This is a genomic window from Pseudoxanthomonas suwonensis J47, assembly GCF_000513955.1.
Classification (GTDB): Bacteria; Pseudomonadota; Gammaproteobacteria; order Xanthomonadales; family Xanthomonadaceae; genus Pseudoxanthomonas; species Pseudoxanthomonas suwonensis_C.
In genome coordinates this window covers 223,802-249,702 of record NZ_AZUZ01000001.1, presented here as the reverse complement: position 1 = coordinate 249,702, position 25,901 = coordinate 223,802, and the positions used below count along the sequence as shown (strand labels likewise).

Genomic DNA, 25,901 nt, shown 5'->3' with positions numbered 1-25,901 from the left:
ACGCCGTCGGTCAACAAAACCATCCAATCCAACGGAACAGGAAAGTTATGGCGAAGACCACCAAGAAGCCGGCCGCCAAGAAGGCCGCGCCGAAAGCGGCGAAGGCCGCCCCGAAGAAGGCGGCTCCGGCTGCCGCCAAGCCGCTGAAGGAAGTCCTGGGCAAGTCCGCCCTGGTCAAGCACCTGGCCGAGGCCAGCGGCGTCGCCGCCAAGGACGTCAAGTCCGTGCTGGCTTCGCTCGAGGGCGCCATCTCCGGCGCGATCAGCAAGAAGGGCGCTGGCGCCTTCACCCTGCCAGGCCTGTTCAAGGTCACCGCGGTCAAGGTTCCGGCCAAGCCGAAGCGCAAGGGCGTCAACCCGTTCACCAAGGAAGAGCAGTGGTTCGCCGCCAAGCCGGCTTCGGTGAAGGTCAAGGTGCGTCCGCTGAAGAAGCTCAAGGACGCCGCGGCATAAGTCGCGCGACACCCAGCTTTCCCGCGGGGCGGCAGCGATGCCGCCCCGTTTTTTTGCCCGCGTCCCGTGTGCCAGCGCCCGATCACGCGGGCGGCGCGGGGCAGCCGCCACACTGGTGGCATGGCCACTCCGACTCCCCGGCGTAGGCGCCCGGCCATCCGCCTGCTTCGATCGCTCGGCCGCCTGCTGCTCGCCGTCGCCCTGCTTTGCCTGCTCGCGCTGGCCGCGCTGTGGGCGTGGAAGCAGCCGCTGTTCGACACCCCACGCACGCTGTGGGAGCTGTCGCGGATGCCGCCGCCGGAGACGCTCCCGGTGCCGGTGCAGGGCGTACAGGCCCGGCGCATCGCCGCCACCTTCGGTGCGCCGCGCGACGGCGGGCGCAGCCATGCCGGCGTGGACATCTTCGCCGCGCGCGGCACGCCGGTGACCAGCACCACCCGCGGCGTGGTCCGCACGATCGCCGACCGCGGACTCGGCGGCCGCCAGGTCTGGGTCCTCGGTCCAGGCGGCGAGCGCCACTACTACGCGCACCTGGAGGACTGGGCCCCGGGCCTGGCCGAAGGCGACATCGTCCAGCCCGGCACGCCGCTGGGCACGGTGGGCAATACCGGCAACGCCCGTACCACCCCGCCACACCTGCACTACGGCATCTACGGCAGTGAGGGCGCCATCGACCCGCTGCCACGGTTGCGTGCCAGCCACTGAACGGCATTCCGCCGGCGTGGAACGGTCCATCGTGGCCATGGCCCTCGTCCTGGCGGGGGGGCCGGGCCTATGGTGTGGTCATCCCCTCCGCAAGACCGTTCCACCATGGCTTCCACTCCCAAACGCTACCGGGTCACCGTCACCCCGGTCGAACGCGACGGCCTGCCCTGCAGCGGCCGCTGCAGCATCGAGTTCGAGCAGGCCTGCGGCGAAGACTGGATGCGCATGATCGAAAACACCCAGCGCCTGCCCGGCTACAGCGGCGACGAACGCATCGCCCTGGTCGTCGGCGCGCGCCTGCTCGACGCGCTGGCCCGCACCCGCCGCGACATCCCGGACGACCCGCTCGCCGAACTGCGCGCGCCGCTGGAAAAGCTGCTGGCCCGGATCAGCCCGCGCACCGCCTGATCCCGGGGCCCTGCCGCGCCTCGGCTCGCCGCGCCTCGCGCGGATGTCCTCGGCCTCCCTGGCGCTCCCGGCTGGCCGCGCTTCACCCTGCGTCCAGCCGCGCCGCGGCCATCATGGCCCGTCCCCCGACGGAGCCTGCCCATGCGATCGCGTCCTTCCCTGCCCTGGTTGCTCTGCGCCTGCCTCGCCCTGGCCGGTGCCCTGCCCACCGCGGCCGCGCCGCAGGTGGACGGCCGCCGGGTCAGCGTCGGCGCCGAGGATGCGCGGCTGTTCCTGGAGGGGCGCTTCCCGGTGACGCGGGACGCGCTGGGCGGGCTGGTCGAAGTCACCGCCAGCCGGCCGCAGCTGGAGATCCCGCCCGGCTCGCGGATGCGGCTTTCGCTGGACCTGGCCCTGGCGACGATGGGCGGCGCACCAGTACCGATGGGGCGTGCCGACCTCAGCAGCGCGCTGCGCTACGACGCCGCGCGGCAGGCGTTCTTCCTCGACCAGCCGCGGGTCGAGGCTTTCCATCCCGCCACGGGCGGCGAAGGCCTGGACGCGAAGACCCAGGCGCTGCTCAACGCGTAGCTGGCCGACTACGCGGCGTCCGAGCCGGTGTACCGGATCGACCCGGCCATCGCCGCGCTGCTGGGCGGGATGCAGGTGGAATCGGCCGGCATCGAGGACGGGCGCCTGGTGGTCACCTTCGACCGCGAGGTCGGGATGGCCGCGCCGGCGCCCTGAGCGCTCAGCGCTTGGGCTGCAGCATCGTGCCGGTGCACCTGGGCGAGCCGCAGCGGCAGGCCCAGATCTTCTTCAGCCGCGGCGTGTGCCGCTCGGCCAGGGTGATGCCGTAGTTGTAGGTCAGCTCCTCGCCCGGGGCGATGTCGCGGATCGCCTCGATGAACACCCGGTCCTTGCGGGTGTCGCCGTCCTCGTTCTCGTCGATCAGCGCTTCGCAGTTCGGGTCGCAGCTGTGGTTGATCCAGCGCGCGTCGTTGCCCTCGTAGCTGGCGTCGATCACCCAGTCGTCGTTGAGGGTGAACAGGAAGGTGTGGCCGCTTTCCACGTCCCCGCCGCTGTCCTGGTCGACCTCCTCGTGGGTGCGGCGGCGCCCCTTGTACTCGATGATGCGCTCGCCCTTGCGGATCGGCATCGCGGCGAACACGCCGTTGCCGTGGATGGGCGACTTGCGGGCGACGATCTTGCGGGGCATCGGGGTTCCAGTGGCTGGCGGGGGGAAAGGCCGATTCTCGCCCATGCACCTCCACAACCCAAGCCCGGCCCCCGGAGGGGCGTGACGGTCGTGCCGGAAGTCAGGGTGACCCTCGCCACGGCATGGCTTCCGGCTGTCCGGGTGCCGCCGCGGCCGGCGTTCAAATCGCCCAACGTCCACCACCCGCAAGGTTCCACCATGCCGTTCGCCCTGTCCCGGCACGCGCTGCGCGTGCTCCTGCTGCTCCTGCCCGTCCTGCCCCTGCTCGCCGCCTGCGGCGGCGCCACCGCGGAGGCCACGGCCGCCGCCGTGCCGCAGGCCGCCACCGATGTCGACCTCGTCGCGCGCGGCGAGTACCTGGTCCGGATCGCCGGCTGCAACGACTGCCACACGCCCGGCTATGGCGAAGCCCAGGGCGAGGTGCCTAAGGAGCAGTGGCTGGTCGGCTCCGCCCCCCTCGGCTACACCGGCCCTTGGGGCACCACCTATGCGACCAACCTGCGCCTGCGCATGCAGGAGCTGACCGAGGCGCAGTGGTTGGAGTACAGCGCCCACCTGCGCGCGCGGCCGCTGATGCCGGACTTCAACCTGCGCGCGATGACCGAAGAGGACCGCCGCGCCCTGTACCGCTTCATCCGCGACCTGGGTCCGGCCGGCGAGAAGGCGCCGCCGGCGCTGCCGCCGGGCCAGACCGCGCCGCCGCCGGTGCTGGCCCTGGTGATGCCGGAAGCGCCCGCGGGGGCCACCGCGGCGGCCGGCGCCGAGGCCGACTGAAGCCCGCCTGACCCCCGGAGTTGGCCGGGCGGCGGCGAAAGCGTACAATTTCGGTACGCTTTCAAACCCGCCCCGCCATGCTCCGTGTCACCAAACTGACCGACTACGCCACCGTGGTCCTGACCGTGCTCGCCGCACGGCCGGGCCAGGTGCTGAGCGCGGCCGACCTGGCCGAGTATTCCGGGCTGGAACAGCCCACCGTCAGCAAACTGCTGAAGCCGCTGGCCCAGGCCGGGCTGGTCGAAGGCCTGCGCGGCGTCCATGGCGGCTACCGCCTGAGCCGCGACGCCGACCGGATCAGCCTGATCGAGATCGTCGAGGCCATGGAAGGGCCGCTGGCGATGACCGAATGCAGCCAGCACGAGAGCAACTGCGGCATCGCCCACCAGTGCGGCGTGCGCAGCAACTGGCGGCTGATCAACGACGTGGTCGCCGACGCCCTGCGCGGCGTCACCCTGGCGCAGATGCTGCGCCCCCTCCCTCCCGCTTCCCAACCCCCGACCACGCGCCGGCGCGAGATCGCCGTGCGCGTCGACAGCTGAAACCCGTAGGCAGCCCATGGCCACCGAAACCGAAACCCCCACCACCGCCGAAGCGCCGGTGCAGAACGCCGAGATCCTCGAGCGCCTGGGCCGCCGTTACGACGCCGGCTTCGTCACCGAGATCGAGTCCGACTCCCTGCCCCCGGGCCTGGACGAGGACGTGATCCGCGCGCTCTCGGCGAAGAAGGACGAGCCGCAGTGGATGACCGACTGGCGCCTGGAGGCCTACCGCCGCTGGCTGCAGATGCCGGTGCCGCACTGGGCCAAGCTGCAGATCGCGCCGATCGACTTCCAGGCCATCAGCTACTACTCCGCGCCCAAGGGCCCGAAGTACAACTCGCTGGACGAGGTGCCGAAGGAGCTGCTGGATACCTACGACAAGCTGGGCGTGCCGCTGCACGAGCGCGCCAAGCTGGCCGGCGTGGCCGTGGACGCGGTGTTCGACTCCGTGTCCGTCGGCACCACCTTCCGCAAGGAGCTGGCCGAGAAAGGCATCATCTTCTGCTCGATGTCCGAGGCCATCCGCGAGCATCCGGAGCTGGTGAAGAAGTACCTCGGCAGCGTGGTGCCGCACGGCGACAACTACTTCGCCGCGCTCAACTCCGCCGTGTTCTCCGACGGCAGCTTCGTGTTCATCCCGAAGGGCGTGCGCTGCCCGATGGAGCTGAGCACCTATTTCCGCATCAACGCCGGCCATACCGGCCAGTTCGAGCGCACCCTGATCGTGGCCGAGGAAGGCGCCTACGTCTCCTACCTGGAGGGCTGCACCGCGCCGATGCGCGACGAGAACCAGCTGCACGCGGCGGTGGTCGAGCTGGTGGTGCTGGACGACGCCGAGATCAAGTACTCGACCGTGCAGAACTGGTACCCCGGCGACGAGGAAGGCCGCGGCGGCATCTACAACTTCGTGACCAAGCGCGCCGAGTGCCGCGGCGCGCGCAGCAAGGTGACCTGGACCCAGGTGGAGACCGGCTCTGCCATCACCTGGAAGTACCCGTCCTGCGTGCTGCTGGGCGACGACTCGGTGGGCGAGTTCCACTCCGTGGCGCTGACCCACCACCGCCAGCAGGCCGACACCGGCACCAAGATGATCCACGTCGGCAAGCGCACCAAGTCGAAGATCGTCAGCAAGGGCATCAGCGCCGGCCGCGGCCAGAACACCTACCGCGGCCTGGTGAAGGTCGACCGCAATGCCGACGGCGCGCGCAACTACACCCAGTGCGACAGCCTGCTGATCGGCAAGCAGTGCGGCGCCCACACCTTCCCCTACATCGAGGTGAAGAACCCCGGCGCCACCGTCGAGCACGAGGCCACCACCTCCAAGATCAGCGACGACCAGCTGTTCTACTGCCGCTCGCGTGGCATTTCGCAGGAAGACGCGGTCTCGCTGATCGTCGACGGCTTCTGCAAGCAGGTCTTCCGCGAGCTGCCGATGGAGTTCGCGGTCGAGGCCAAGAAGCTCCTGGAAGTGTCCCTTGAAGGCAGCGTCGGCTGAGGCCGCCGCCTTCTCCGGATCCCTATCCCCAATCCCGAATCCCCAATCCCATGCTGAAGATCGAAAACCTCCACGCCAGCGTCGCCGGCAAGGAAATCCTCAAGGGCCTGTCGCTGGAAGTGAAGCCGGGCGAGGTGCACGCCATCATGGGCCCCAATGGCGCCGGCAAGTCCACCCTGGGCAACGTGCTGGCCGGCCGCGAGGGCTACGAAGTCACCGCCGGCTCGGTCCAGTTCGAAGAACAGCCCCTGCTGGAGCTGCAACCGGAGGAGCGCGCCGCCGCCGGCCTGTTCCTGGCCTTCCAGTACCCGGTCGAGATCCCGGGGGTGAACAACACCTACTTCCTGCGCAGCGCGCTCAACGCGCAGCGCAAGGCGCGCGGCCAGTCCGAGCTGGACTCGATGCAGTTCCTCAAGCTGGTCCGCGAGAAGCTGGCCGTGCTGCACCTGAAGGACGAGCTGCTCCACCGCGGCGTCAATGAAGGCTTCTCCGGCGGCGAGAAGAAGCGCAACGAGATCTTCCAGCTGGCCGTGCTCGAGCCGAAGCTGGCGATCCTCGACGAGACCGACTCGGGCCTGGACATCGACGCGCTGAAGACCGTCGCCGACGGCGTCAACGCGCTGCGCACGCCCGAGCGCTCCTTCCTGGTGATCACCCACTACCAGCGCCTGCTCGACTACATCAGGCCGGACGTGGTCCACGTGCTGGCCGACGGCCGCATCGTCCAGACCGGCGGGCCGGAACTGGCGCTGGAACTGGAGAAGCACGGCTACGCCTGGCTGAAGGACCGGATCGCGCCGGAGGCGGTGGGCTGATGTCCGCACTGCTGGATTCGTTCCGCGACGCGTTCGCGGACCTGCGCGACGCCGAGGCCCAGCAGCTGGGCCGCGGCCGCCGCCAGGCGCTGGAGGCGCTGCTCGCCGACGGCCTGCCCGGCCCGCGCGAGGAAGCCTGGAAGTACACGCCGCTGCGCGCCCTCGAGCGACGCAGTTTCGCCGCGCCCGACCCGGCGCCGGCGGCGATCGACCCGGCGCTGCTGGCCGGTATCCCCGCGCCGCGCCTGGTCTTCGTCAACGGCCGCCACGACGCCGCGCTGAGCGACCTGTCCGGCCTGCCCGCCGGCATCGAGGTGCAGGCGCTGTCGCAGGTGCTGGTCCATGGCGAGCCGCGCGACGCCAACTTCCTGCTGCGCCGCTACGAGCAGCGCGCCGACGTCTTCGCCCGCGCCAACGCCGCCCTCGCCGAGGACGGCGCGGTGGTGCGCCTGGAGACCGGCGTGCACGCGACCGCGCCGCTGCACCTGGTGAGCATTGGCGCCGCCCAGGCCGGCGACCGCGCCTGGCACCTGCGCCACTTCGTCGAACTGCACAACGACGCCCGCCTGGACATCGTCGAGCACCAGCTGGCCGCCGGCGACCACGCCAACCTCGGCACCGCGGTGCTGCACCTGCACCTGGGCCAGCGCTCCGTGGTGCGCCACGCCCGCGTCCAGGACGAAGCCGCCCGCGCCAGCCTGTTCGCCCGTACCGACGCGGTGCTGGCCCGCGACGCGCGCTACCAGCGCATCGACCTGGAACTGGGCGCCGCGCTCAGCCGCCACGAACTCAACGTGCGCCTGGAAGGCAACGGCGCGCAGCTGGTCGCCAACGGCGTGCTGCTGGGCGACGGCCGCCGCCACGTCGACACCCGCCTGGGCATCGAGCACATCGCCCGCGACACCGCCTGCGAGCTGGTCTGGCGCGGCATCGGCGAAGGCCGCAGCCGCGTCGTGTTCCACGGCGGCATCCACATCCGCCCCGGCGCCGACGGCACCGACGCGGCGCTGTCGACCAAGAACCTGCTGCTGTCGGCCGACGCCGAAGTCGACGCCCAGCCGGTGCTGGTGATCGACGCCGACGAGGTCAAGGCCGCACACGGCGCCACCGTCGGCCAGCTCGACGCCAACGCGCTGTTCTACCTGCGCTCGCGTGGCCTGCCCGAGGCGCAGGCGCGGCGCCTGCTGACCGTGGCCTTCTGCCGCGAACCGCTGATGGCGCTGGAGGACGACGGCCTGCGCCAGTTCCTGCTGGCCCGCCTCGACGCGGCGCTGGCCACGGCCCTGACCCTGGGAGAAACCGCATGAGCACGCTGCCGGCGGCCGTCCACGATGCCGCGCTGGGCAACCACGAGGGCGGAGTGGACTGGAACCGCGTCCGCGCCGACTTCCCGCTGCTGATGCGCGAGGTGCACGGCAAGCCGCTGGTCTACCTGGACAACGCCAACACCGGGCAGAAGCCGCTGCAGGTGATCGCCTCGCAGGACGAGTTCTACCGCCGCCACAACGCCAACGTCAGCCGCGCGGTGCACGCGCTGGGCACCGAGGCGACCGAGGCCTACGAGGCCGCGCGCGGCAAGCTGGCGCGCTTCCTCAACGTCCGTCCGGAAGAGCTGGTGCTGTGCAGCGGCACCACCTTCGCGATCAACCTGGTCGCCTATTCATGGGCGCTGCCGCGGCTGAAGGCCGGCGACGTGATCCTGGTCTCGCGGATGGAACACCACGCCAACATCGTGCCCTGGCAACTGGTCGCCCAGCGCACCGGCGCCACGATCCGCGTCGCCGGGATCCTGCCCGACGGCCAGCTCGACCTGGACGCGCTGTACAAGGCGATGACCGGCGAGGTGAAGCTGCTGGCCGTGGCCCATGTGTCCAACGTGCTGGGCACGGTCAACCCGGTGCGCGAGATCTGCCGCGAGGCGCGCCGCCGCGGCATCACCACCGTGGTCGACGGCTCCCAGGCCGCGCCGCACCTGAAGCTGGACGTGGCCGCGATGGGCTGCGACTTCTACGCCATCACCGGCCACAAGATGTGCGGCCCCACCGGCACCGGCGCGCTGTGGGCGCGCCGCGACCTGCTGGAATCGATGCCGCCGTTCATCGGCGGCGGCGAGATGATCAAGGAAGTCAGCTTCGACGGCACCGTGTTCAACGACCCGCCCCACAAGTTCGAGGCCGGCACGCCGAACATCGCCGGCTTCGTCGGCCTGGGCGCGGCGGTGGACTACCTCGAGTCGGTCGGCATGGACGCCATCGCCGCGCGCGAGTCCGAGCTGCTGGCCCACGCCACCGAGGCGCTGCAGGCGATCCCGGGGCTGCGCATCTTCGGCACCGCGCCGGGCAAGGCGGCGGTGATCTCGTTCCTGGTCGAAGGCGCGCACGCGCACGACCTGGCCACCCTGCTCGACCTTGAGGGCGTGGCCGTGCGTTCGGGCCAGCACTGCGCCCACCCGCTGTTGCAGTTCTTCGGCGTAGCGGCCACGCTGCGTGCCTCGCTGGCCTTCTACAACACCCACGACGAGATCGACCGCTTCGCCGCCGCCCTGGTCAAGGTGCGCCGGCTGCTGGGCTGACCGGCCAGCCGCATCGTTCCACTCGCATACGCCGTCCATGACTCCGCTGACGTTCCGCCACGCCACCTCCGCCGACATCCCCGCCATCGTCGCCCTGGTGACCTCCGCCTACCGCGGCGAGAGCAGCCGCCGGGGCTGGACCACCGAGGCCGACCTGCTCGACGGCCAGCGGATCGATCCCGAGGTACTGGCGGAAGACCTGGCGCGCCCGCGCAGCGTCGTCCTGCTGGCCGGGCGCGATGGCGAACTGCTGGCCTGCGCCCACGTGGCCGAGGAGGACGGCGCCGGCTACTTCGGCATGTTCGCCGTGCGCCCCGACCTGCAGGGCGGCGGCGTCGGCAAGGCGGTGATCGCCGAGGCCGAGCGTATCGCCGCGGCCGACTGGGGCCTGCCGGCCATGCGCATGACCGTGATCGACGTGCGCGACACGCTGATCGCGTACTACCAGCGCCGCGGCTACGTCCGCACCGGGATCCTCAAGCCCTTCCCCTATGGCGACGAGCGCTTCGGCATCCCGCTGCGCGACGACCTGCGCTTCGAGGTGCTGGAGAAGCCGCTGCGCCAGGAGGCCGTGGCATGAACGGGACCTGGACCTTCGTCTGCGCCACCAGCGAACTGCTGCCCGGCGAGATGCGCCCGGTCTTCGACGAGGTCACCGGCACCCCGATCCTGGTGGTCAACCTGGATGGCGAGTTCTACGCGCTGGAGGACCGCTGCAGCCACGAGGACTTCGAACTGTCCTCCGGCGTGGTCGACCCGGCCGAGGGCAGCATCGAATGCGTGCTGCACGGCGCCCGCTTCGACCTGCGCGACGGGCGCGCGCTCTGCGCGCCCGCCTATTCGCCGGTGCCCAAGTTCCCGGTGAAGCTCGAGCACGGCGGCGTCTGGACCCGCGACGACCGCGGCTGATTCTCCCGGTGCCGGCAGGCGCCTGCCAGTAAATGCACGACTCCGGCGCCGCATGCGGCGCCGGACGGCCATGCCTGTCCGTCCTCCCGCCCTTCCTCCGCTCCGGACGACGGGCACGGTCCCGCCGCCGGCGGAACAGGATCCATCCTCGATTGCATTTGATAACTATTCTTGTTTAAGCTATTCACGTTCGGCCTGGCCGTACCTGTGGGGAACGCTTGAACCAGCACCGCCCAATCGACTCCTGCCCCGCCCGGGACGTGGCGTATCGCGCCCGCGCGGCGCTGGCAGGCCTGGCGCTGGCGCTGCTGTCCGCTTGGCTCCTGTTCGCCGGCCAGGCCCCTGCCGCCATGGTGGCGGCGGCCCGTCCCGCGCCGCAGATGCGGGCGATCACTTTCGATCTGGTCCTGCCCCCTGCTGGCCACGCCCACGGCGGTGTCGCTGATCCCCTGTCGCCCGCGGGAAAGCCGCGCCCCGGGGCCGCCCTCCAGCCGTCCTCCACGGAGACTGCGGCTACGCCGCCCGCCTGGCATTCCGCCGCGTGCCTGCCGCCCGCCAGTCCGCACCCGCCCCCCGTTCCGGCATTCGCCGGCCTGCTGCGGCTGGATCCCGCCCTGCACCTGCATCCAGGCCAGGCACCGCCCACGGGCTGACCTGCTTACCGCCCCCGCATACGCCAGGGCATCCCGCTTTCCCAGCAACGCACCCGCGCGCCGCCGACCCAGCTGGTCGCCAGGCTGCCGTGCGCGCCCAACCCCGGACTACTACCACCATGTCGCAGCCCTATCCGTTCCGTTCCGCCGCCCTTGCCGTCGCCCTCGCTGCCATCCTGGCCGCCCCGCTGGCGAAGGCCGATCCAGACCCGGCCGGCGAGCCGGTCGACCTCGCCACCGTCGTGGTCACCGCCGCCGGCTTCGAGCAGAAGCTCACCGACGCCCCGGCCAGCATCAGCGTGATCACCCCCGAAGACCTGGCCAGGCGCCCCTACATCACCCTGCTGGACGCGGTCCGCGACCTGGAGGGCGTGGACATCGGCGAGACCCGCGACAAGACCGGCCAGGGCACGATCTCGATCCGCGGCATGGGCGCGGACTACACGCTGATCCTGATCAACGGCAAGCGCCAGAACAACCACGGCGACATCTACCCGAACTCCTTCGGCGGCAACCAGTTCAACCACATCCCGCCGCTGGACGCGATCGAGCGCATCGAGGTGATCCGCGGCCCGATGTCGACCCTGTACGGCGCCGACGCGATGGGCGGGGTCATCAATATCATCACGAAGAAGGGCCTGGACAGCTGGTCCGGCTCGGTCACCGTCGGCCGCACCTTCGAGGGCAACAGCGACTACGGCGACGACACCACCGCCGACTTCTTCGTCACCGGTCCGCTGGTGCGGGGCGTGCTGGACCTTGCCGCGCGCGGCAGCTGGTACCGGCGCGACGCCTCCAACCCGACCTACGGCGACGTGGTCGACCCGGCCGGCGAGGTGCACAGCCGCGCCCTGGGCTTCGGCGGCGGCGGCAAGACCGTCGACAACACCAACAAGGCCGGCGGCATCAGCCTGGCCTGGACGCCGTCGGACGCCCAGACCGTCACCTTCGACTACGACGTCTCGCGCCAGGAATACGACAACGCGATCAAGATCAACGACGCCGGCGTCGAGGAATATCCGGTCGGCACCGTCGACAACCACGGCGCGATGCTGCGCATCGGCAACACCGGCCGCATCGAGCCGCGCGCCGGCTACGCGCCGACCCAGGAATTCACCCGCGACAGCTGGTCGCTGACCCACGAGGGCCAGTGGAGCTTCGGCAACAGCTTCGTCTCGCTGTCGCACGTGGAGACCAGCAACAAGGGCCGCACCCTGCCGTTCACCGTTGACGAGCGCAAGAGCCTGCAGCAGCTGTGGAACGCCGCCTGCACCAGCCTCGGCGGCAGCGTCGGCGCCAGCGGCTACTGCGCGCCGTCGGCCGCGATCGGCTTCCGCAACGCCAATGCCTGGAACAACCAGTCCGAGGCGCAGAAGCTGGCGATCATGCAGGCCAACCTCACCCCGGAGCAGTACCGGCAGCTGCTGGCCTACCTCCCACGCCCGCAGCGCACCCTGGAAAGCGCGCAGTACACCCTGGACGGAAAGCTCGAAATCCCGTTCCAGGCCGCCGGCGAGCACGTGGCGGTGGTCGGCGCGCAGGTGATCCGCGGCGAATTGACCGACGGCGTGTTCGGCATGGAGGCCGGCCAGCCCGGCGGCGTGCAGGAGCACAACATGTACTCGCTGTTCGCCGAGGACACCTGGAAGGTGCTCGAACCGCTGTCGCTCACCGCCGGCCTGCGCTACGACGACCACCAGGTGTTCGGCAGCCACGTCAGTCCGCGCCTGTACGCGGTCTATACCGCCAGCGACCGCTGGACGTTCAAGGGCGGCGCCAGCACCGGCTTCAAGACACCCAAGACCACCCAGCTGTACGACGGCGTGGTCGGCTTCGGCGGCCAGGGCACCTCGCCGATGTTCGGCAACCCGGACCTCAAGCCGGAGACCAGCACCAGCTACGAGCTGGCCGTGTACTGGCACCACCCCGACGGCCACGACTTCAACGCCACCGTGTTCCGCAACACCTTCGACGACAAGATCTCGTCGCAGCCCTGCGGCAACGGCCTCGCCCAGCCGTGCAGCGCCACCGGCGAGTACGCCGAGCTCGGCTACGCCAACAGCACCCGCACGGTGAACATCGACAAGGTAGTGATCCAGGGCGCCGAGGTGTCCGGCCGCTGGCAGGTCGCCGACGCGTTCGGCCTGCGCGCCAACTACACCTACACCGACAGCGAGCAGCGCAGCGGCGCCGAGACCGGCCTGCCGCTGGGCGACAGCGCCCGGCACATGGCCAACGCCACCTTCGACTGGCAGGCCTCGGACCGGCTGCATCTGTTCCTCACCGCCGAATCACGCGCGAAGCGCTACCGCGGCGTGCACGCGATCACCGGCGAGCCGCTGTACTACAAGGACTACACCGTCCTGCACCTGGGCGGTTCGTTCGAGGTCAACGACACGCTGACGGTGAACGCGCGGATCAACAACCTGCTCGACCGCGACTTCACCACCTACGCCACCGAGTTCCGCGACCTGGACGGGGACGGCACCTACCTCGACGGCAGCAACGAAGTCCTCTACTTCGACGACTACAACAACAAGGACAAGGCGCGCAGCTTCTGGCTGAGCCTCAACCTCCGCTTCTGACGCGGTACGCGGCCCGTGCGGTCAACCGCCCGGGCCGCGGCGCGTTACCGGGAACAATGAGAACAGTTCTCATCGATCCCCTATACTGGGCGACCCCTGACGACCGCGTGCCCGTGCCTGCCACTTCCCGCCACGATCCCGTTTCCGCCCAGCAGCGCCGCGGCTTCTGGCTGCGCACCCTGCACCAGTGGCACTGGATCAGCTCGGCGGCGTGCCTGGTCGGCATGCTGCTGTTCACTGCCACAGGCATCACCCTCAACCACGCCGCGCGGATCGAGGCCAGGCCCACGGTCGACAACCGCGTGCTGGAGCTGCCGGCGCCGCTGCTCGAAGCGCTGGCCGCCGCGCCGGAGGACGGCAACGCCCCGCTGCCGGAACCGGTGGCACGCTGGCTCGACGACACGCTGGACGTGCCGGTCGGCCGCCGCCCGGCCGAGTGGTCGCCGGAGGAAGCCTATGTCTCCATGCCCGCGCCCGGCGCCGACGCCTGGCTGAGCATCGACCGCGAAACCGGCGCGGTGGAGTTCGAACGCACCGACCGCGGCTGGGTCTCCTACTTCAACGACCTGCACAAGGGTCGCAACGCGGGACCGGCCTGGGGCTGGTTCATCGACGTGTTCGCCATCGCCTGCCTGGTGTTCTGCATCACCGGGCTGTTCCTGCTGCACCTGCATGCGCGGCAGCGCCGCCTGACCTGGCCGCTGGTCGGCCTGGGCCTGGTCGTGCCGGTGCTGCTGGCCCTGCTTTTCATCCATTGACGAGGTCCAACCGATGCGCGCCAAGCTGTTCTTCGCGGTGAGCGGCCTGCTGACGCTCCCGGCTTACGCCGCCGAGCTCGAGGTCGACGTCGAGATCCCCAAGCTCAACGTCGCCGAGTATCACCGCCCCTACGTGGCGATCTGGCTGGAGGGCGCCGACCAGAAGGTCGCGGCCAACCTGGCCGTCTGGTACCAGCAGAAGGACACCGCCGAGGGCCACGGCACCAAGTGGCTGCCCGACCTGCGCCAGTGGTGGCGCAAGTCCGGCCGCAACCTGGACCTGCCGGTGGACGGCGTAACCGGCCCGACCCGTCCGGTCGGCCGGCACGTGCTGAAGTTCGACGAACGCAGCCCGCAGCTGGGCAGGCTGCCGGCCGGCCAGTACACCCTGGTGGTAGAGGCCGTGCGCGAGGTCGGCGGCCGCGAACTGCTGAAGATCCCCTTCGAGTGGAACGGCAAGCCGCAGTCCGGCAAGGCCCGGGGCAGCAGCGAACTGGGCGCCGTCGGCCTGTCGATCAAGTAACCATCTTCCCCGGAGTACCCGCATGAAGAAGCAAGCGTTCGTTGTCGCCCTCGCGCTGGCGCTGTCCTTCCCCGCCGCCGCGCACAAGCAGTGGCTGCTACCCTCGCAGGCCACGGTCAACGGCAAGGAGGTCTGGGTGACCTTCGACGGCGCCGTTTCCAACCAGCTGTTCTTCCCCGACCACGTGCCGATGCGCCTGGACAACGTGGTCGCCACCGCGCCCGATGGCAGCAAGGTGGAACTGCAGAACGCCAGCACCGGCAAGTACCGCAGCACCTTCGACCTGCGCCTGGCGCAGGAAGGCACCTACCGCGTCGCCAACGTCAACCGTGGCGTGTCGGCCAGCTGGGATACCGCCGCGAGCCTGGCGGCGAAGGAAAAGGCCAGGGCCGAGGGCAAGCCGACCACCGGCCCGGGCGCGCCGCGCGGCGGCTTCCTGCGCAACGCCACGCCCGAGGAACTGGCAACGAAGATCCCGGCCGACGCGAAGAACCTGCAGGTCACCGAAACCATCGGCCGCGTGGAGACCTTCGTCACCAACGGCCGCACCACCGACGTCGAGCCGGTCGGCGAAGGCCTGGAGCTGGTCCCGCTCACCCACCCGAACGACCTGTTCGAGGGCGAGGAGGCGAAGTTCGTCCTGCACGTCGACGGCAAGCCGGCCGCCGGCCTGGACGTCGAGGTGGTCCGCGGCGACACGCGCTTCCGCAACGCCCAGGAAGAGATCAGGGCGACCAGCGGCGCGGACGGCAGCTTCACCGTCACCTTCCCGCAGCCGGGCCGCTACTGGCTGGAGGTGTCCAGCGAGGACGCGAAGTCCGGCGTGCCGCAGGCGACGAAGCGCCGCCTGATGTACGTGGCGACACTGGAAGTGCTGCCGCAGTAAGCGGACGCGACGCGATGCAGCCGACGGCGGCCGCCGCGGATCTGGCGACCCTCGGTGGCCAGACCATGGGGACGACCTGGAGCGTGCGCCTGCTGGCGCGCGCCCGGGCCGACCTGCATGCGATCCACGCCGGCATCCAGGCGCAGCTGGACCGGGTGGTGGCGCAGATGAGCACCTGGGAAGCGCACTCGGACATCAGCCGCTACCGCGACGCGGCCGCCGGCAGCTGGATCGCGTTGCCACAGGAATTCGCCACCGTGCTCGACTGCGCGCTGGAAGTGGCCGCGGCCAGCGACGGCGCCTTCGATCCCACCCTCGGGCCGCTGGTCGACCTGTGGGGGTTCGGCAGCGCCGGTACGCCGCGGCGTGTGCCGGCGGAGGCCGGGATCGCGCAGGCGCGCGAATGCTGCGGCTGGCAGCGCCTGCAGCGCCGCGCCAATGGACGCGAGCTGCTGCAGCCGGGCGGGCTGCGCCTCGATCTGTCCGCGATCGCCAAGGGCTACGGCGCCGACCTGGTCGCCGCGCACCTGCGCGCCGGGGGCATCGGGGCCGCGCTGGTGGAAGTGGGCGGCGAGATCCACGCCTTCGGGCGCAAGCCCGACGGCACGCCGTGGCGCGTGCTGGTCGAGTCGGCGGCCGACGAACAGGCCGACCTCGAGGCGATGCCGCCGCGCGTGCTGCAGTTGGAGGACGCGGCGGTGGCCACCTCCGGCGACCGCTGGCACCGCTTCGAGCAGGACGGGCGCCGCTACGCGCACACCATCGATCCGCGCACCGGCATCCCGGTTGCCGATGCCGCCGTCGCGGTCACCGTGGTCGCAACCGATGCCATGCACGCGGATGCCTGGGCTACCGCGCTGACGGTGATGGGCGCGCAGGCCGGCCTGGAGTTCGCACGCAACCACGACCTGGCCGCGCGCTTCGTCATCCGCGAAGCCGGCAGGCTGCGCGAAGCGATGACCGACGCCTTCGCCGCCCGGCTGGTGCAGGCATGAGCAGCACTTCGAGCGGCCCATCCGGCGTCTTCCCTTGGTCGCTGGCCGCCAACCTGCTGGTCGCCTGCGTGCTGGTGCTGGCGGCGCTGCTGCTGCTGCCGCTGCACGGAGACGCCTGGTGGCTGGCCGCGCCGCGTCCGCGCCGCTGGTGGCTGGCGGGCATCACGCTGCTGGCGTGGCTGGTCGTGTCGGCGCTGTTCCTGCGCAGGAACCGCATCGCGGAAGTCGCAGCGGCGGAGGGCGAAGCACCGTTGCTGGTCTGCTGGGCGAGCCAGACCGGCTTCGCCCGCGAGCTGGCCGAACGCAGCGCGGCGCTGCTGCGCGACTCCGGCACCGCGGTGCGGGTGGTCCCGCTGGAAGCGGTGGATGCGGACCTGCTGGCAGGCACGCGCCGCGCCCTGTTCGTGGCCAGCACCACCGGCGAGGGCGACCCGCCGGACCACGCCATCGCCTTCCTGCGCAGCACGATGGCGCATGCGCCGGCGCTGGACCTCGATTACGCGCTGCTGGCGCTGGGCGACCGCAGCTACAGCGACTTCTGCGCCTTCGGCCGCCAGCTGGACGAGTGGCTGCGCGCCTGCGGAGCACGGCCGCTGTACGACCGCGTCGAGGTCGACAACGCCGACCAGGCCGCGCTGCGCCACTGGCAGTACGAACTGGGCCGGATCGGTGGCATGGACGAACTGCCGGACTGGACACCGCCGGCCTACGCCCCCTGGATCCTGCAGTCGCGCAGCTGCCTCAATCCTGGCAGTCCTGGCGCGCCGGTATTCGACCTCGCCCTGCAACCCGCCGATGGCGCGCTGCCGGAGTGGCAGGCCGGCGATGTGGTCGAAATCGGTCCGCGCCACCTGCCTGCCCAGGTGCAGGCACTGCTCGACCGGCTCGGCCTGGACGGTACGCAGCCGGTCGAACGCGCCGGCGTCCGCGAACCGCTGGCGCAGGCGCTCTCGCGCCTGCAGCTGCCCGCAGCGGACACCGTCTCCGGGCTGGCGCCGCAGTCACTGGTCGACGCGCTGGCGCCGTTGCCGCACCGCGAGTACTCGATCGCCTCGGTTCCCGGCGAAGGCTGCCTGCGCCTGCTGGTGCGGCGCATGGCCCACCCCGACGGCCGTCCCGGACTGGGTAGCGGCTGGCTATGCGAGGGTGTCGCCCCCGGCCAGGCCATCGACCTGCGCCTGCGCGCCAATCCCGGCTTCCGGCCGCCGCCCTTCGACCGGCCGCTGATCCTGGTCGGCAACGGCACCGGCATCGCCGGCCTGCGCGCGCACCTGCAGGCCCGCGTCGCCGCCGGCGCGCGCGGCAACTGGCTGCTGTTCGGCGAACGCAGCCCGGACCACGACCGCTACTACGACGCCGACCTGCAGCGCTGGCAGGCCGAGGGCTGGCTGGACCGCGTGGACCTCGCGTGGTCCCGCGGCCCCGAACCGGCCTACGTGCAGCATCGCCTGCGCGCCGCCGCCCACCTGCTGCGCGAATGGGTGGACCGCGGCGCCGCCATCCTGGTCTGCGGCAACGCCACCGGGATGGCGCCAGCAGTCGATGCGGTGCTGGCCGAGGTGCTGGGCGAGGAACGCCGCGACGCCCTGCGCGCCGAAGGCCGCTACCGCCGCGACGTCTACTGACCGAAGCCGGCGACCTCCATGGCCGGTGGCGTCCCGCCCTCCGGCCATTCCACCTGGACCAGCAGCAGCGCGCCGGCGCCGTCGATCGCATGGCCCCGGCGTCCGTCCGCGCTGGGCGGCAGCCAGGCGCTGTCGCCCTGGGCCAGGGCGAGCTCGCGACCGCCCTCGCCGATACGCGCCGAGCCGGCGAGCACATGCACCGCCCACGCCGTGTGCGGATCGCAGAAGCACAGCATGGTGCCGACCAGCGGCCGATGGAACAGCGCTGCGGCCAGCGCCGGCGGCCGCCACATCAGGTTGAACACCTGCACCGGACCGTCCACCGGGATGCCGGTCACCGGGCGCGCGCCATCGAAATGGGCGCGCTGGTGCGGCGGCAGCAGCTCGCGCGTCTCGCCATCGTCGAAGTGCAGGCGCAGGCCATTGCCGGACAGCAGCAGCTGTTCGCGCCGCAGCCCCGGGAAAGGCGAGAAGTCCGCCACCACGTCGAGCTCGGCTATGGACAGGCGGAGGTTCCAGTCCGGATCGCCCGGCAGGGCCAGGATCTCGCGGGTCCAGCCACGGCCGTTGCGCCAGCGCGCGCGGCGGTATTCCGTGGCCGGGATGGGCAGGACGCCAGGTTCGCTCATGCACCCATTGTGCCCCAGGCGGCGACGGATCCCGCGAGCCCCCACGCGCCGGCGTGGAGGCCTGCTTGGCGCTGTGGTCCACGCGAAGCGTGGAGCCGGCAGACCGGCACCGGAGGCGCGTCCCTGCGCGATCCGGTGCCGTGGCTCCCTGCCTGCCCCTGCGCGCCCGAACGGCGCGGTGGGTCCCTGCATCCTTCGCAGGCCTGCGGGTCAGAAGACGCAGGCGGCGCGGGAAACCGGCCAGCTCAGCGCCGCGCCACCGGCGCCGGGGCTGCACCCTGCGCGGCACCCCCCTTGGCCTCGGCGGCGGGCTGCGCAGGCTTGGCCGCCGGCGCGGCCTCGCCGACCGTGATCAGGTCGCGGTTGCGCTCGACGGTCTTCAGGCCGATGCCCTTGACGTTGGCCAGCTCGTCCGCGCTCTTGAACGGGCCGTGTTCTTCACGGTACTGGACGATGGCAACGGCCTTGGACGGGCCGACCCCGACCAGGACCTTCTCCAGGGTCGCCGCATCGGCGGTGTTGATGTCGACGGTGTCGGAGGCCAGCGCGCCGCCGGCCACGACCAGCAGCAGCGACAGCAGCAGTGACTTGAGCAGGAGGGAAACGGATTTCATGGCAACGCTCCTTGTCTGGATGGGTGGTGGACCGGCCGGGCCTCGTGCCCCGCGCGCCGGTGTCGGCAGCTTCCCGCACGCGCCGGCGCCGGGCCATCGGCCGAGGGCGCGCCGTCGCGCGGGAAGCCGCCCCGTTCACCTGTAGGAAATTTCCCGCCAGGGGCCGGGGCGTAGAATGTCCGTCTCTCCGTTACACGCTGGGAACACCATGGAAGCCAACCGGCTCGATCCGCAGGCTGCGGCCGACTACCTCTCCTCCAAGTGGGACGACGACATCGTTCCGCAGCTCGTCGAATACATCCGCATCCCCAACAAGTCGCCGATGTTCGACAAGGACTGGCAGGCCGCCGGGCACATGGACGCCGCCGTCCGCCTGATGGAGGACTGGGCCCGGGCGCAGGACATCCCCGGCCTGCAGGTCGAGGTGGTCCGCCTGGAAGGCCGTACCCCGCTGATCTACGTGGAAGTGCCGGCCAGCGGCAAGGACGCCGGCGACGACACCGTGCTGCTGTACGGCCACCTCGACAAGCAGCCGGAAATGACCGGCTGGGATCCGGACCTGGGTCCGTGGAAGCCGGTGCTGAAGGGCGACCGCCTGTACGGCCGCGGCGGCGCCGACGACGGCTACGCGATCTTCGGCTCGCTGGCCGCGATCCAGGCGCTGCAGAAGCAGGGCGTGCCGCATGCGCGCTGCGTGCTGCTGATCGAGGCCTGCGAGGAATCCGGCAGCTACGACCTGCCCGCCTACGTCGACCACCTGGCCCCGCGCATCGGCAAGCCGTCGCTGGTCGTGTGCCTGGACTCGGGCTGCGGCAACTACGAGCAGCTGTGGTGCACCACCTCGCTGCGCGGCCTGGCCGGCGGCAACCTGACGGTGAAGGTGCTCAGCGAAGGCGTCCACTCCGGCGACGCCTCCGGCATCGTCCCGTCCAGCTTCCGCCTGCTGCGCCAGCTGCTGTCGCGGCTGGAGGACGAGAACACGGGCAGGATCAAGGTCGACGGCCTGTACGTCGAGATCCCGGCCGAACGCCTGGAGCAGGCCGGCAAGGTCGCCGCGGTGCTGGGCGACGAGGTGTTCGACAAGTTCCCGTTCCTCGAGGGCATGAAGCCCATGTCCGACGACCTCACCGAGCTGGTGCTCAACCGCACCTGGCGCCCGGCGCTGTCGGTGACCGGCGTCGACGGCATGCCGGCGCTGTCCTCGGCCGGCAACGTGCTGCGCCCGCACACCGCGGTGAAGCTGTCGCTGCGCCTGCCGCCGACCCTGGACGGCAAGCGCGCCGGCGAGCTGCTGCAGGAAGTGCTGCTGAAGGATCCGCCGAACGGCGCCAAGGTCGAGCTGGAGCTGGAGAAGGCCTCCTCGGGCTGGAACGCGCCGGCGCAGTCGCCGTGGCTGACCGGGGCGATCGAGGCGGCCTCGCAGGCGGCCTTCGGCAAGCCGGCGATGTACATGGGCGAAGGCGGCTCGATCCCGTTCATGGGCATGCTCGGCGAGAAGTTCCCGGGCGCGCAGTTCATGATCACCGGCGTGCTGGGCCCGCACTCCAACGCGCACGGCCCGAACGAGTTCCTGCACATCCCGATGGGCAAGAAGGTCACCCAGTGCGTGTCGCACGTGATCGCCGAGCACTACCAGGCCAGCGTCCGCGGCGAGACCACCGGGGTGGGCGCGGTGGCCGGCGGCGAACAGCATGGCGGCCACGGCTGCTGCTGAGCCACGCTTCGGCTGTTGAAGGAAAGGCGCCGGTCTACCCCGGCGCCTTTTCCTTTTCCGGGCTGGCGGAGCCGCATTCGCCCCCCGGGCGCCGCTGCGCTACGCTGGCCGCGCCCCCACATCCCCAAACCGGAGTCTGCGAATGGAACAGATCTTTGGTGGCGGCATCATCTGGACGATCTTCATCGGCCTCATCGCGGGACTGCTGGCCCGGGCAATCAAGCCGGGCAACGACAAGCTCAGCCTGTTCTGGACAATCATCCTGGGCATCGGCGGCGCGCTGCTGGCCTGGTACATCGGCGGCCTGGTGGGCTGGTACGAACCGGGCGAGCCGGCCGGCTTCATCGCCTCGGTGGTCGGCGCGATCGTGCTCCTGTTCCTCTACGGAGTGCTTCGCAGGAAGAAGGCCTGAGGCCGGACGCGAGACAGGAAGCCCCGCCATCGCGCGGGGCTTCCTCCTAGCGCGAGGGGGCTTGCAGGAACCGCTGGCGTTCCCGCTGCTCCACGCGCTGCCGCTCGCGGCGCGCGGGCACCCCGGTTTACCCTGTGCATCCACACACAGGCACCAGGGCTGCGGCATGGCCAGCGACGAACAGGCGGCTTCCGGACGCGAGACGCAGCGGCTCCACTGGGCCCGCGGCGCGCTCGGCGATCCGCATGCCACGCTGGGACGCGCCTCGGTCGATGCCGGCTTCCGCAGCTACTGGCGCAGCCAGGGCAGCGGCCCCAGCCGCATCGTGATGGATTCCCCGCCGGGGCTGGAGGACGTGCGCCCCTGGCTGGCCATGCGCGACCTGCTTGAAGGCGGCGGCGTGCGCGTGCCGCAGGTGCTCGCGCGCGACGTCGAGCTCGGCTTCCTGCTGCTGGAAGACCTGGGCGGCCCCACCCTCGCCCAAGTGATCGACGCGCGCAACGCCGACGCCTGGTTCGATGCCGCCGTCGGCCAGCTGCTGCGCCTGCAGGCGATCGCCCCGCCGGAGGGCATGGGCGAATTCGGCGAGGCGCTGCTGCAGCGCGACGCCGGCCTGTTCGAGGAATGGTTCCTGGGACGTCACCTCGGCATCGGACTCGACTGCGGCGAAGCCGAATCGCTGCAGCTGGTGCAGCGCCGGCTGATGGACAACGCCCTCGGCCAGGCGCGCGTGCTGGTCCACCGCGACTTCATGCCGCGCAACCTGATGCCGGTGGAACCCGGCCCGGCCGTGCTCGACTTCCAGGACTGCGTGCGCGGCCCGGTCGCCTACGACGCGGTGAGCCTGTTCAAGGACGCGTTCCTGTCCTGGCCGCTGGAGCGGGTCGACGGCTGGCTGGCGCGCTACCACGCGCGCGCCGCGGCCGCCGGCCTGCCGGTGCCGGCGCTGGCCACCTTCCTGCGCGATGCCGACTGGATGGGCGTGCAGCGCCACCTGAAGATCCTCGGGATCTTCGCCCGCCTGCACTACCGCGACGGCAAGAGCCGCTACCTGCCCGACGTGCCGCGCTTCATCGCCTACCTCGACGAGGTGCTGCCGCGCTATCCGCAGCTGGAACCGCTGCGGCGCCTGCTCGACGCCCGCATCCGCCCGGCGCTGGACGCGAAGAAGGCGGCGGCATGAAGGCGCTGGTCTTCGCCGCCGGGCTGGGCGAGCGCATGCGCCCGCTCACCGACCACACGCCCAAGCCGCTGCTCGAGGCCGGCGGCAAGCCGCTGATCGCCTGGCACCTGGAGAAGCTGGCGGCGATCGGCGTGCGCGAAGTCGTGGTCAACATCTCCTGGCTCGCCGAACGCTTCCCCGGACGCCTCGGCGACGGCTCGGCCTGGGGCCTGCGCCTGCACTACAGCCACGAAGGCCCCACCCCGCTGGAGACCGGCGGCGGCATCCTCCACGCGCTGCCGCTGCTGGGCGAGGATCCGTTCCTGGCGGTGAACGGCGACATCTGGACCGACTACGACTTCGACCGCCTGCCACGGGAACCGGCCGGCGATGCCCACCTGGTGCTGGTCGACAACCCGGAACACCATCCCCAGGGCGATTTCGTGCTGGACGACGAAGGCCGCGTGCATGCCGACGGCGGCGCACGCCTCACCTTCTCCGGGATCGGCGTGTACCGCCCCTCGCTGCTGCTGGGCTGGCGCGACACCGTCGATGGCGATCCCGGCGATCCGCCGCGCTTCCGCCTCGCCCCGCTGCTGCGCGCGGCGATGGCACGCGGCGCGGCCAGCGGCGAACACCATCGCGGCCGCTGGACCGACGTCGGCACGCCGGAACGGCTGCAGGCGCTGGACCGGCAACTGCGCGCGGGCTGACTGCGACGGTTCGGCCGCCGGCTACGTACAGCAGGACGATGGGCGAACCGCCAAAGGACCCGACAAGCGAGGCAGAGCGACTGCGCCGGGCACGGCACGGCGACGATGCCGCGTTCGAGGCGATCTACCGCGACCACGCCCGCGCCATCCACGCCCTGGCCCTGCGCCTGACCGGCAACAGCGCCGCGGCCGAGGACATCGTCCAGGAAACCTTCCTGCGCATGTTCGGCTTCCTCTCCGGACTGCGCGACGACACGCCGCTGCGTCCCTGGCTCAAGCGCGTGGCCGCCAACCTGGCGATCGACCGCCTGCGCCGCGAGCATCGCCTGGCCGACGACCACGCCCTCGCGGAAGCCGTCGATGCGGCCGCGCCCCCCGCCACCCTCGCCGAAGCCGATGCGCTGCTGCGACGACTGCCGCCCCTGGTCCGTACCCTCGTCTGGCTGCACGAGATGGAAGGCTGGTCGCACGAGGAACTGGCACAACGCTTCAGGCGCAGCCCGAGCTGGTCCAAATCGATCCTGTCGCGCGCGCTGGCCCGGCTGCGCGCCGGTCTGGATCCGGAGAACGAGGCATGAACACCCCCGACCGTTTCCACGAACTGCTGCAGTCGCTGCCGGAACCGCCGGAGCCAGGCCTGTGGCCGCGCGTGCTCGCCGCGCGCCAGCGCCAGCGCCACCGGCGCCGCGTCGTCGCCGGCGCCGCCTCGTTCGGCGTCGCCGCGCTGCTGGCGGTGGCGCTGTGGCCGGGCGTGCAGGCGCCGCCGATGGACACGCCGGCGGTCGTGCAGGCCACGCCCGATGTCGACGAGCAGCTGCGCGCGCTCGACCGCGCCCTGCAGACCGCCTACGACCGCGGCGCCAGCGACGACGAACTGGCGCCGCTGTGGGAAGTGCGCCAGGCCCTGGCCGCGCAGCTGGACGGCGGCAGCCGTCCCGGCAGCAGCATCTGATCTGGAGGTTCCATGCCGAAGACCCCGCTGCGCGTCCTGTTCCTGCTGCTGGCCACCGCCCTGCCGGGCGCCGCGTCCGCGCAGGTATATCCGGCGATCCCCGTCGACGGCGTGCCGGTCGACACACCCGGGTGCGGCCTGGTCAGCAGCGCCGCGCGGCCGATCCCGGAGAGCATGGACCTGTTCCCCGGCACGATCATGCGCATCGACAACGACGGCATCAACGCGGTGCGCGAGACCTACCGCCTGCAGCCGGGCAAGCACGTGCTGGTGGTCGCCGAGAACATCCCGGCCTATCGCCTGGGCAGCGCCAAGCAGGTGCAGATCCAGAAGATGAAGCGCCGGCGCAGCTTCGGCGAGATCTACAAGCCGCTGATCCTCGACGTGCGCGCCGACCGGCTCTACCGCATCGGCGTGCACCTGCGCCGCGACCGCCTCGACACGGAAAGCATCCGCAACAACGAGTACTGGTACCCGGTGGTGTGGGAGGAGATTCCGCAGGCATGCCGCTGAATCCTTCCACCGTGCGATCCATGCCCGCGGCGCCGGCCGGCCGCCATCGCGGCCGCGCGCTGCTGCTGGCCGCGCTGTGCCTGCCCTGGGCACCGGGCGTACTGGCCCAGCCTGCGCCGCCTGCGACGCAGGCCCCGCGCGATGCCTTCGAGCTGGGCGCGGTGGTCGACGTGCGTCGTCCCCAGACCGAAGGCCTGCGGGTGATGGCGGTGACACCGGGCGGCGCCGCCGACCGGCTCGGCCTGCGCGCCGGCGACCGCCTGCTGTCGCTCAACGGCCAGGCCCTGGCCGGCGTGGACGCGCCGCGCGAGGCACTGGCGCGTGCGCTGCAGGCCGGCGACGGCCGCCTGCAGGTGCGCGTGCGGCGCGACGGCGAAGAACTCGATCTGGCGGGCACCGCCGACCTGCAACGCGCGACCGGCTCGGCGCAGTGCGGCCTGGTCGCCACGTACCGGCCCGGCGGCACGCTGCCGGCCGGCCTGCTGGCGGTGGACATCGTCCAGGTCGAAGGTCGCGGCGTCCCGGCCGACGGAAGCGAGCCGTACCGGCTTCCGCCCGGCCCACGCGTGGTGATCGTGCGCGAGCACATCCCGCCCGCCGCGCAGCGCTCCCGCGCCCTGAACAGCTACGCGTCGCGCGCCGTGGTCATCGACGTCGCCGCCGATACCCGCTACCTGCTCGCCGGCCGCACCCACGGCCCGACCGCGCCCGGCAACGCGCCGGCGTGGCAGCCGGTCGTGGTGCAGGCACGCAGCGAACCCTGCCGCTGAGGCAGTCCCCCAGGTCCAGGAGAACGACATGAACCGACCGACCCTGCTGCTCGCCGTGATGCTGGCCGCCACGCAGCCGGCCGCCCTCGCCCGCGCCGACACCCCGCCGCTGCCCGGCGACGCGACCAGCACCTGCGGCTGGGTGACCGGCGAACGCCCCGCGGTCCCGCGCAGCCAGGACATCTTCCGCGTCGAGATCACCCGCATCGACGGCGACAGCACGCCGCTGCACCCGGTGCCGCGGCATCGCGTCCAGCCGGGCCAGCGCGTGCTCACCGTCACCGACCACATCGACACCCACCGGTTGCCCGGGGCCGCCATCGCCCAGATCGAGCGGATGAAGAAGCTGGAGATGCAGCGCGCGTACAAGACCTTCACCGTCGACGTGAAGCCTGGCGTCAGCTACGCGATCGGCGCGCGCCTGCTGCGCGACCGGCTGGACGCGCAGAGCATCCGCGACAACGCCTACTGGGAGCCGGTGGTGTGGGACGAGCGCGCCGAGCGCTGCCCCTGAGCGCGACGTGCCC

At 71.5% G+C, this 25,901-nt stretch carries 30 protein-coding genes and 1 pseudogene; 28 read left to right on the top strand and 3 right to left on the bottom strand.

What is annotated here, in order from left to right; all coding sequences use genetic code 11:
• Positions 1–47 precede the first annotated feature (47 nt).
• The 4 genes and pseudogenes from M503_RS0101125 to M503_RS15375 all read left to right on the top strand — a co-directional run bounded on the left by M503_RS0101125 (position 48) and on the right by M503_RS15375 (position 2,291).
• Positions 48–452, top strand: coding sequence for an HU family DNA-binding protein (locus tag M503_RS0101125; RefSeq protein WP_028918616.1), 405 nt, complete (start codon positions 48–50; stop codon positions 450–452).
• A gap of 120 nt (positions 453–572) precedes the next feature.
• Complete coding sequence (locus M503_RS0101120; RefSeq protein ID WP_024868230.1) at positions 573–1,157, top strand: M23 family metallopeptidase; 585 nt, start codon at positions 573–575, stop codon at positions 1,155–1,157.
• A gap of 105 nt (positions 1,158–1,262) precedes the next feature.
• Positions 1,263–1,565, top strand: a complete 303-nt coding sequence (locus tag M503_RS0101115; protein ID WP_028918614.1) for a DUF3861 family protein — start codon at positions 1,263–1,265, stop codon at positions 1,563–1,565.
• Positions 1,566–1,706: 141 nt separating this feature from the next.
• Positions 1,707–2,291, top strand: a pseudogene (locus tag M503_RS15375) (DUF1439 domain-containing protein).
• A gap of 4 nt (positions 2,292–2,295) precedes the next feature.
• On the opposite strand, the gene M503_RS0101105 reads toward M503_RS15375, so the two are convergent.
• Complete coding sequence (locus M503_RS0101105; protein ID WP_024868227.1) at positions 2,296–2,763, bottom strand: SET domain-containing protein; 468 nt, start codon at positions 2,761–2,763, stop codon at positions 2,296–2,298.
• Between the two features lie 198 nt (positions 2,764–2,961).
• On the opposite strand from M503_RS0101105, the gene M503_RS15370 reads away from it, so the two are divergent.
• The 15 genes from M503_RS15370 (at position 2,962) to M503_RS0101030 (ending at position 17,895) form a co-directional block, all read left to right on the top strand.
• Positions 2,962–3,537: a hypothetical protein gene (locus M503_RS15370; protein ID WP_081720890.1), complete on the top strand. Its 576-nt coding sequence runs from the start codon at positions 2,962–2,964 to the stop codon at positions 3,535–3,537.
• A 77-nt stretch (positions 3,538–3,614) separates the two neighbouring features.
• Complete coding sequence (locus tag M503_RS0101095) at positions 3,615–4,079, top strand: SUF system Fe-S cluster assembly regulator (RefSeq protein WP_024868225.1); 465 nt, start codon at positions 3,615–3,617, stop codon at positions 4,077–4,079.
• Positions 4,080–4,095: 16 nt separating this feature from the next.
• A complete protein-coding gene (sufB, locus tag M503_RS0101090; RefSeq protein ID WP_028928069.1) occupies positions 4,096–5,574 on the top strand; it encodes a Fe-S cluster assembly protein SufB in 1,479 nt (492 codons plus the stop codon).
• 50 nt (positions 5,575–5,624) lie between these two features.
• Positions 5,625–6,389: a Fe-S cluster assembly ATPase SufC gene (gene sufC, locus M503_RS0101085; protein WP_024868223.1), complete on the top strand. Its 765-nt coding sequence runs from the start codon at positions 5,625–5,627 to the stop codon at positions 6,387–6,389.
• Positions 6,389–7,696: a Fe-S cluster assembly protein SufD gene (gene sufD, locus M503_RS0101080; protein ID WP_028918610.1), complete on the top strand. Its 1,308-nt coding sequence runs from the start codon at positions 6,389–6,391 to the stop codon at positions 7,694–7,696. Before sufC ends, sufD begins: the two co-directional genes overlap by 1 nt.
• Complete coding sequence (locus tag M503_RS0101075) at positions 7,693–8,961, top strand: cysteine desulfurase (RefSeq protein ID WP_037060072.1); 1,269 nt, start codon at positions 7,693–7,695, stop codon at positions 8,959–8,961. The genes sufD and M503_RS0101075 overlap by 4 nt, the downstream gene beginning before the upstream one ends.
• Positions 8,962–8,998: 37 nt before the next feature.
• Complete coding sequence (locus M503_RS0101070; protein ID WP_028928067.1) at positions 8,999–9,541, top strand: GNAT family N-acetyltransferase; 543 nt, start codon at positions 8,999–9,001, stop codon at positions 9,539–9,541.
• Positions 9,538–9,870 carry a non-heme iron oxygenase ferredoxin subunit gene (locus tag M503_RS0101065; RefSeq protein ID WP_028918607.1) on the top strand — a complete coding sequence of 111 codons (333 nt, stop codon included), beginning with the start codon at positions 9,538–9,540 and terminating at the stop codon, positions 9,868–9,870. Before M503_RS0101070 ends, M503_RS0101065 begins: the two co-directional genes overlap by 4 nt.
• 218 nt (positions 9,871–10,088) lie before the next feature.
• Entirely contained in the window at positions 10,089–10,523 is a 435-nt protein-coding gene (locus M503_RS0101060) for a hypothetical protein (protein WP_028928066.1), read from the top strand.
• A gap of 119 nt (positions 10,524–10,642) precedes the next feature.
• Positions 10,643–13,108 carry a TonB-dependent receptor domain-containing protein gene (locus tag M503_RS0101055; protein WP_028928065.1) on the top strand — a complete coding sequence of 822 codons (2,466 nt, stop codon included), beginning with the start codon at positions 10,643–10,645 and terminating at the stop codon, positions 13,106–13,108.
• A gap of 56 nt (positions 13,109–13,164) precedes the next feature.
• Positions 13,165–13,866, top strand: coding sequence for a PepSY-associated TM helix domain-containing protein (locus tag M503_RS0101050; protein ID WP_081720889.1), 702 nt, complete (start codon positions 13,165–13,167; stop codon positions 13,864–13,866).
• A 13-nt stretch (positions 13,867–13,879) separates the two neighbouring features.
• Positions 13,880–14,389: a DUF2271 domain-containing protein gene (locus M503_RS0101045; RefSeq protein WP_024868215.1), complete on the top strand. Its 510-nt coding sequence runs from the start codon at positions 13,880–13,882 to the stop codon at positions 14,387–14,389.
• 22 nt (positions 14,390–14,411) lie between these two features.
• Positions 14,412–15,275, top strand: coding sequence for a DUF4198 domain-containing protein (locus M503_RS0101040; RefSeq protein ID WP_028928064.1), 864 nt, complete (start codon positions 14,412–14,414; stop codon positions 15,273–15,275).
• 14 nt (positions 15,276–15,289) lie between these two features.
• Complete coding sequence (locus M503_RS0101035; RefSeq protein WP_028928063.1) at positions 15,290–16,270, top strand: FAD:protein FMN transferase; 981 nt, start codon at positions 15,290–15,292, stop codon at positions 16,268–16,270.
• The gene (locus M503_RS0101030) at positions 16,267–17,895 is read left to right on the top strand and encodes a sulfite reductase subunit alpha (protein WP_051414077.1); all 1,629 of its coding nucleotides are present in this window, start codon (positions 16,267–16,269) and stop codon (positions 17,893–17,895) included. The genes M503_RS0101035 and M503_RS0101030 overlap by 4 nt, the downstream gene beginning before the upstream one ends.
• Here M503_RS0101030 and M503_RS15365 read toward each other — a convergent pair.
• Complete coding sequence (locus M503_RS15365) at positions 17,889–18,524, bottom strand: HutD/Ves family protein (protein ID WP_051414075.1); 636 nt, start codon at positions 18,522–18,524, stop codon at positions 17,889–17,891. The two genes, M503_RS0101030 and M503_RS15365, sit on opposite strands and share 7 nt — an antisense overlap.
• A 245-nt stretch (positions 18,525–18,769) precedes the next feature.
• Positions 18,770–19,138: a ComEA family DNA-binding protein gene (locus M503_RS0101020; RefSeq protein WP_024868210.1), complete on the bottom strand. Its 369-nt coding sequence runs from the start codon at positions 19,136–19,138 to the stop codon at positions 18,770–18,772.
• 208 nt (positions 19,139–19,346) lie between these two features.
• Here M503_RS0101020 and M503_RS0101015 point away from each other — a divergent pair, with 208 nt between their 5' ends.
• The 9 genes from M503_RS0101015 (at position 19,347) to M503_RS0100975 (ending at position 25,888) form a co-directional block, all read left to right on the top strand.
• Complete coding sequence (locus M503_RS0101015; RefSeq protein ID WP_028918600.1) at positions 19,347–20,852, top strand: M20 family metallopeptidase; 1,506 nt, start codon at positions 19,347–19,349, stop codon at positions 20,850–20,852.
• 142 nt (positions 20,853–20,994) lie between these two features.
• Positions 20,995–21,264, top strand: a complete 270-nt coding sequence (locus tag M503_RS0101010; protein WP_037060068.1) for a GlsB/YeaQ/YmgE family stress response membrane protein — start codon at positions 20,995–20,997, stop codon at positions 21,262–21,264.
• Positions 21,265–21,430: 166 nt separating this feature from the next.
• The gene (locus tag M503_RS0101005) at positions 21,431–22,447 is read left to right on the top strand and encodes an aminoglycoside phosphotransferase family protein (RefSeq protein WP_028918598.1); all 1,017 of its coding nucleotides are present in this window, start codon (positions 21,431–21,433) and stop codon (positions 22,445–22,447) included.
• Positions 22,444–23,139, top strand: coding sequence for an N-acetylmuramate alpha-1-phosphate uridylyltransferase MurU (gene murU, locus M503_RS0101000; RefSeq protein WP_028918597.1), 696 nt, complete (start codon positions 22,444–22,446; stop codon positions 23,137–23,139). Before M503_RS0101005 ends, murU begins: the two co-directional genes overlap by 4 nt.
• 38 nt (positions 23,140–23,177) lie before the next feature.
• Positions 23,178–23,717 (top strand): RNA polymerase sigma factor, encoded by a 540-nt coding sequence (locus M503_RS15360; RefSeq protein ID WP_051414071.1) that lies wholly within the window; start codon positions 23,178–23,180, stop codon positions 23,715–23,717.
• Positions 23,714–24,091, top strand: a complete 378-nt coding sequence (locus tag M503_RS0100990; protein ID WP_028928061.1) for a hypothetical protein — start codon at positions 23,714–23,716, stop codon at positions 24,089–24,091. The genes M503_RS15360 and M503_RS0100990 overlap by 4 nt, the downstream gene beginning before the upstream one ends.
• Positions 24,092–24,103: 12 nt before the next feature.
• Positions 24,104–24,604 (top strand): hypothetical protein, encoded by a 501-nt coding sequence (locus M503_RS0100985; RefSeq protein ID WP_028918595.1) that lies wholly within the window; start codon positions 24,104–24,106, stop codon positions 24,602–24,604.
• Entirely contained in the window at positions 24,595–25,374 is a 780-nt protein-coding gene (locus M503_RS0100980; RefSeq protein ID WP_081720888.1) for a PDZ domain-containing protein, read from the top strand. Before M503_RS0100985 ends, M503_RS0100980 begins: the two co-directional genes overlap by 10 nt.
• Before the next feature lie 28 nt (positions 25,375–25,402).
• The gene (locus tag M503_RS0100975) at positions 25,403–25,888 is read left to right on the top strand and encodes a hypothetical protein (protein WP_024868201.1); all 486 of its coding nucleotides are present in this window, start codon (positions 25,403–25,405) and stop codon (positions 25,886–25,888) included.
• The last annotated feature ends 13 nt before the right edge of the window (positions 25,889–25,901 follow it).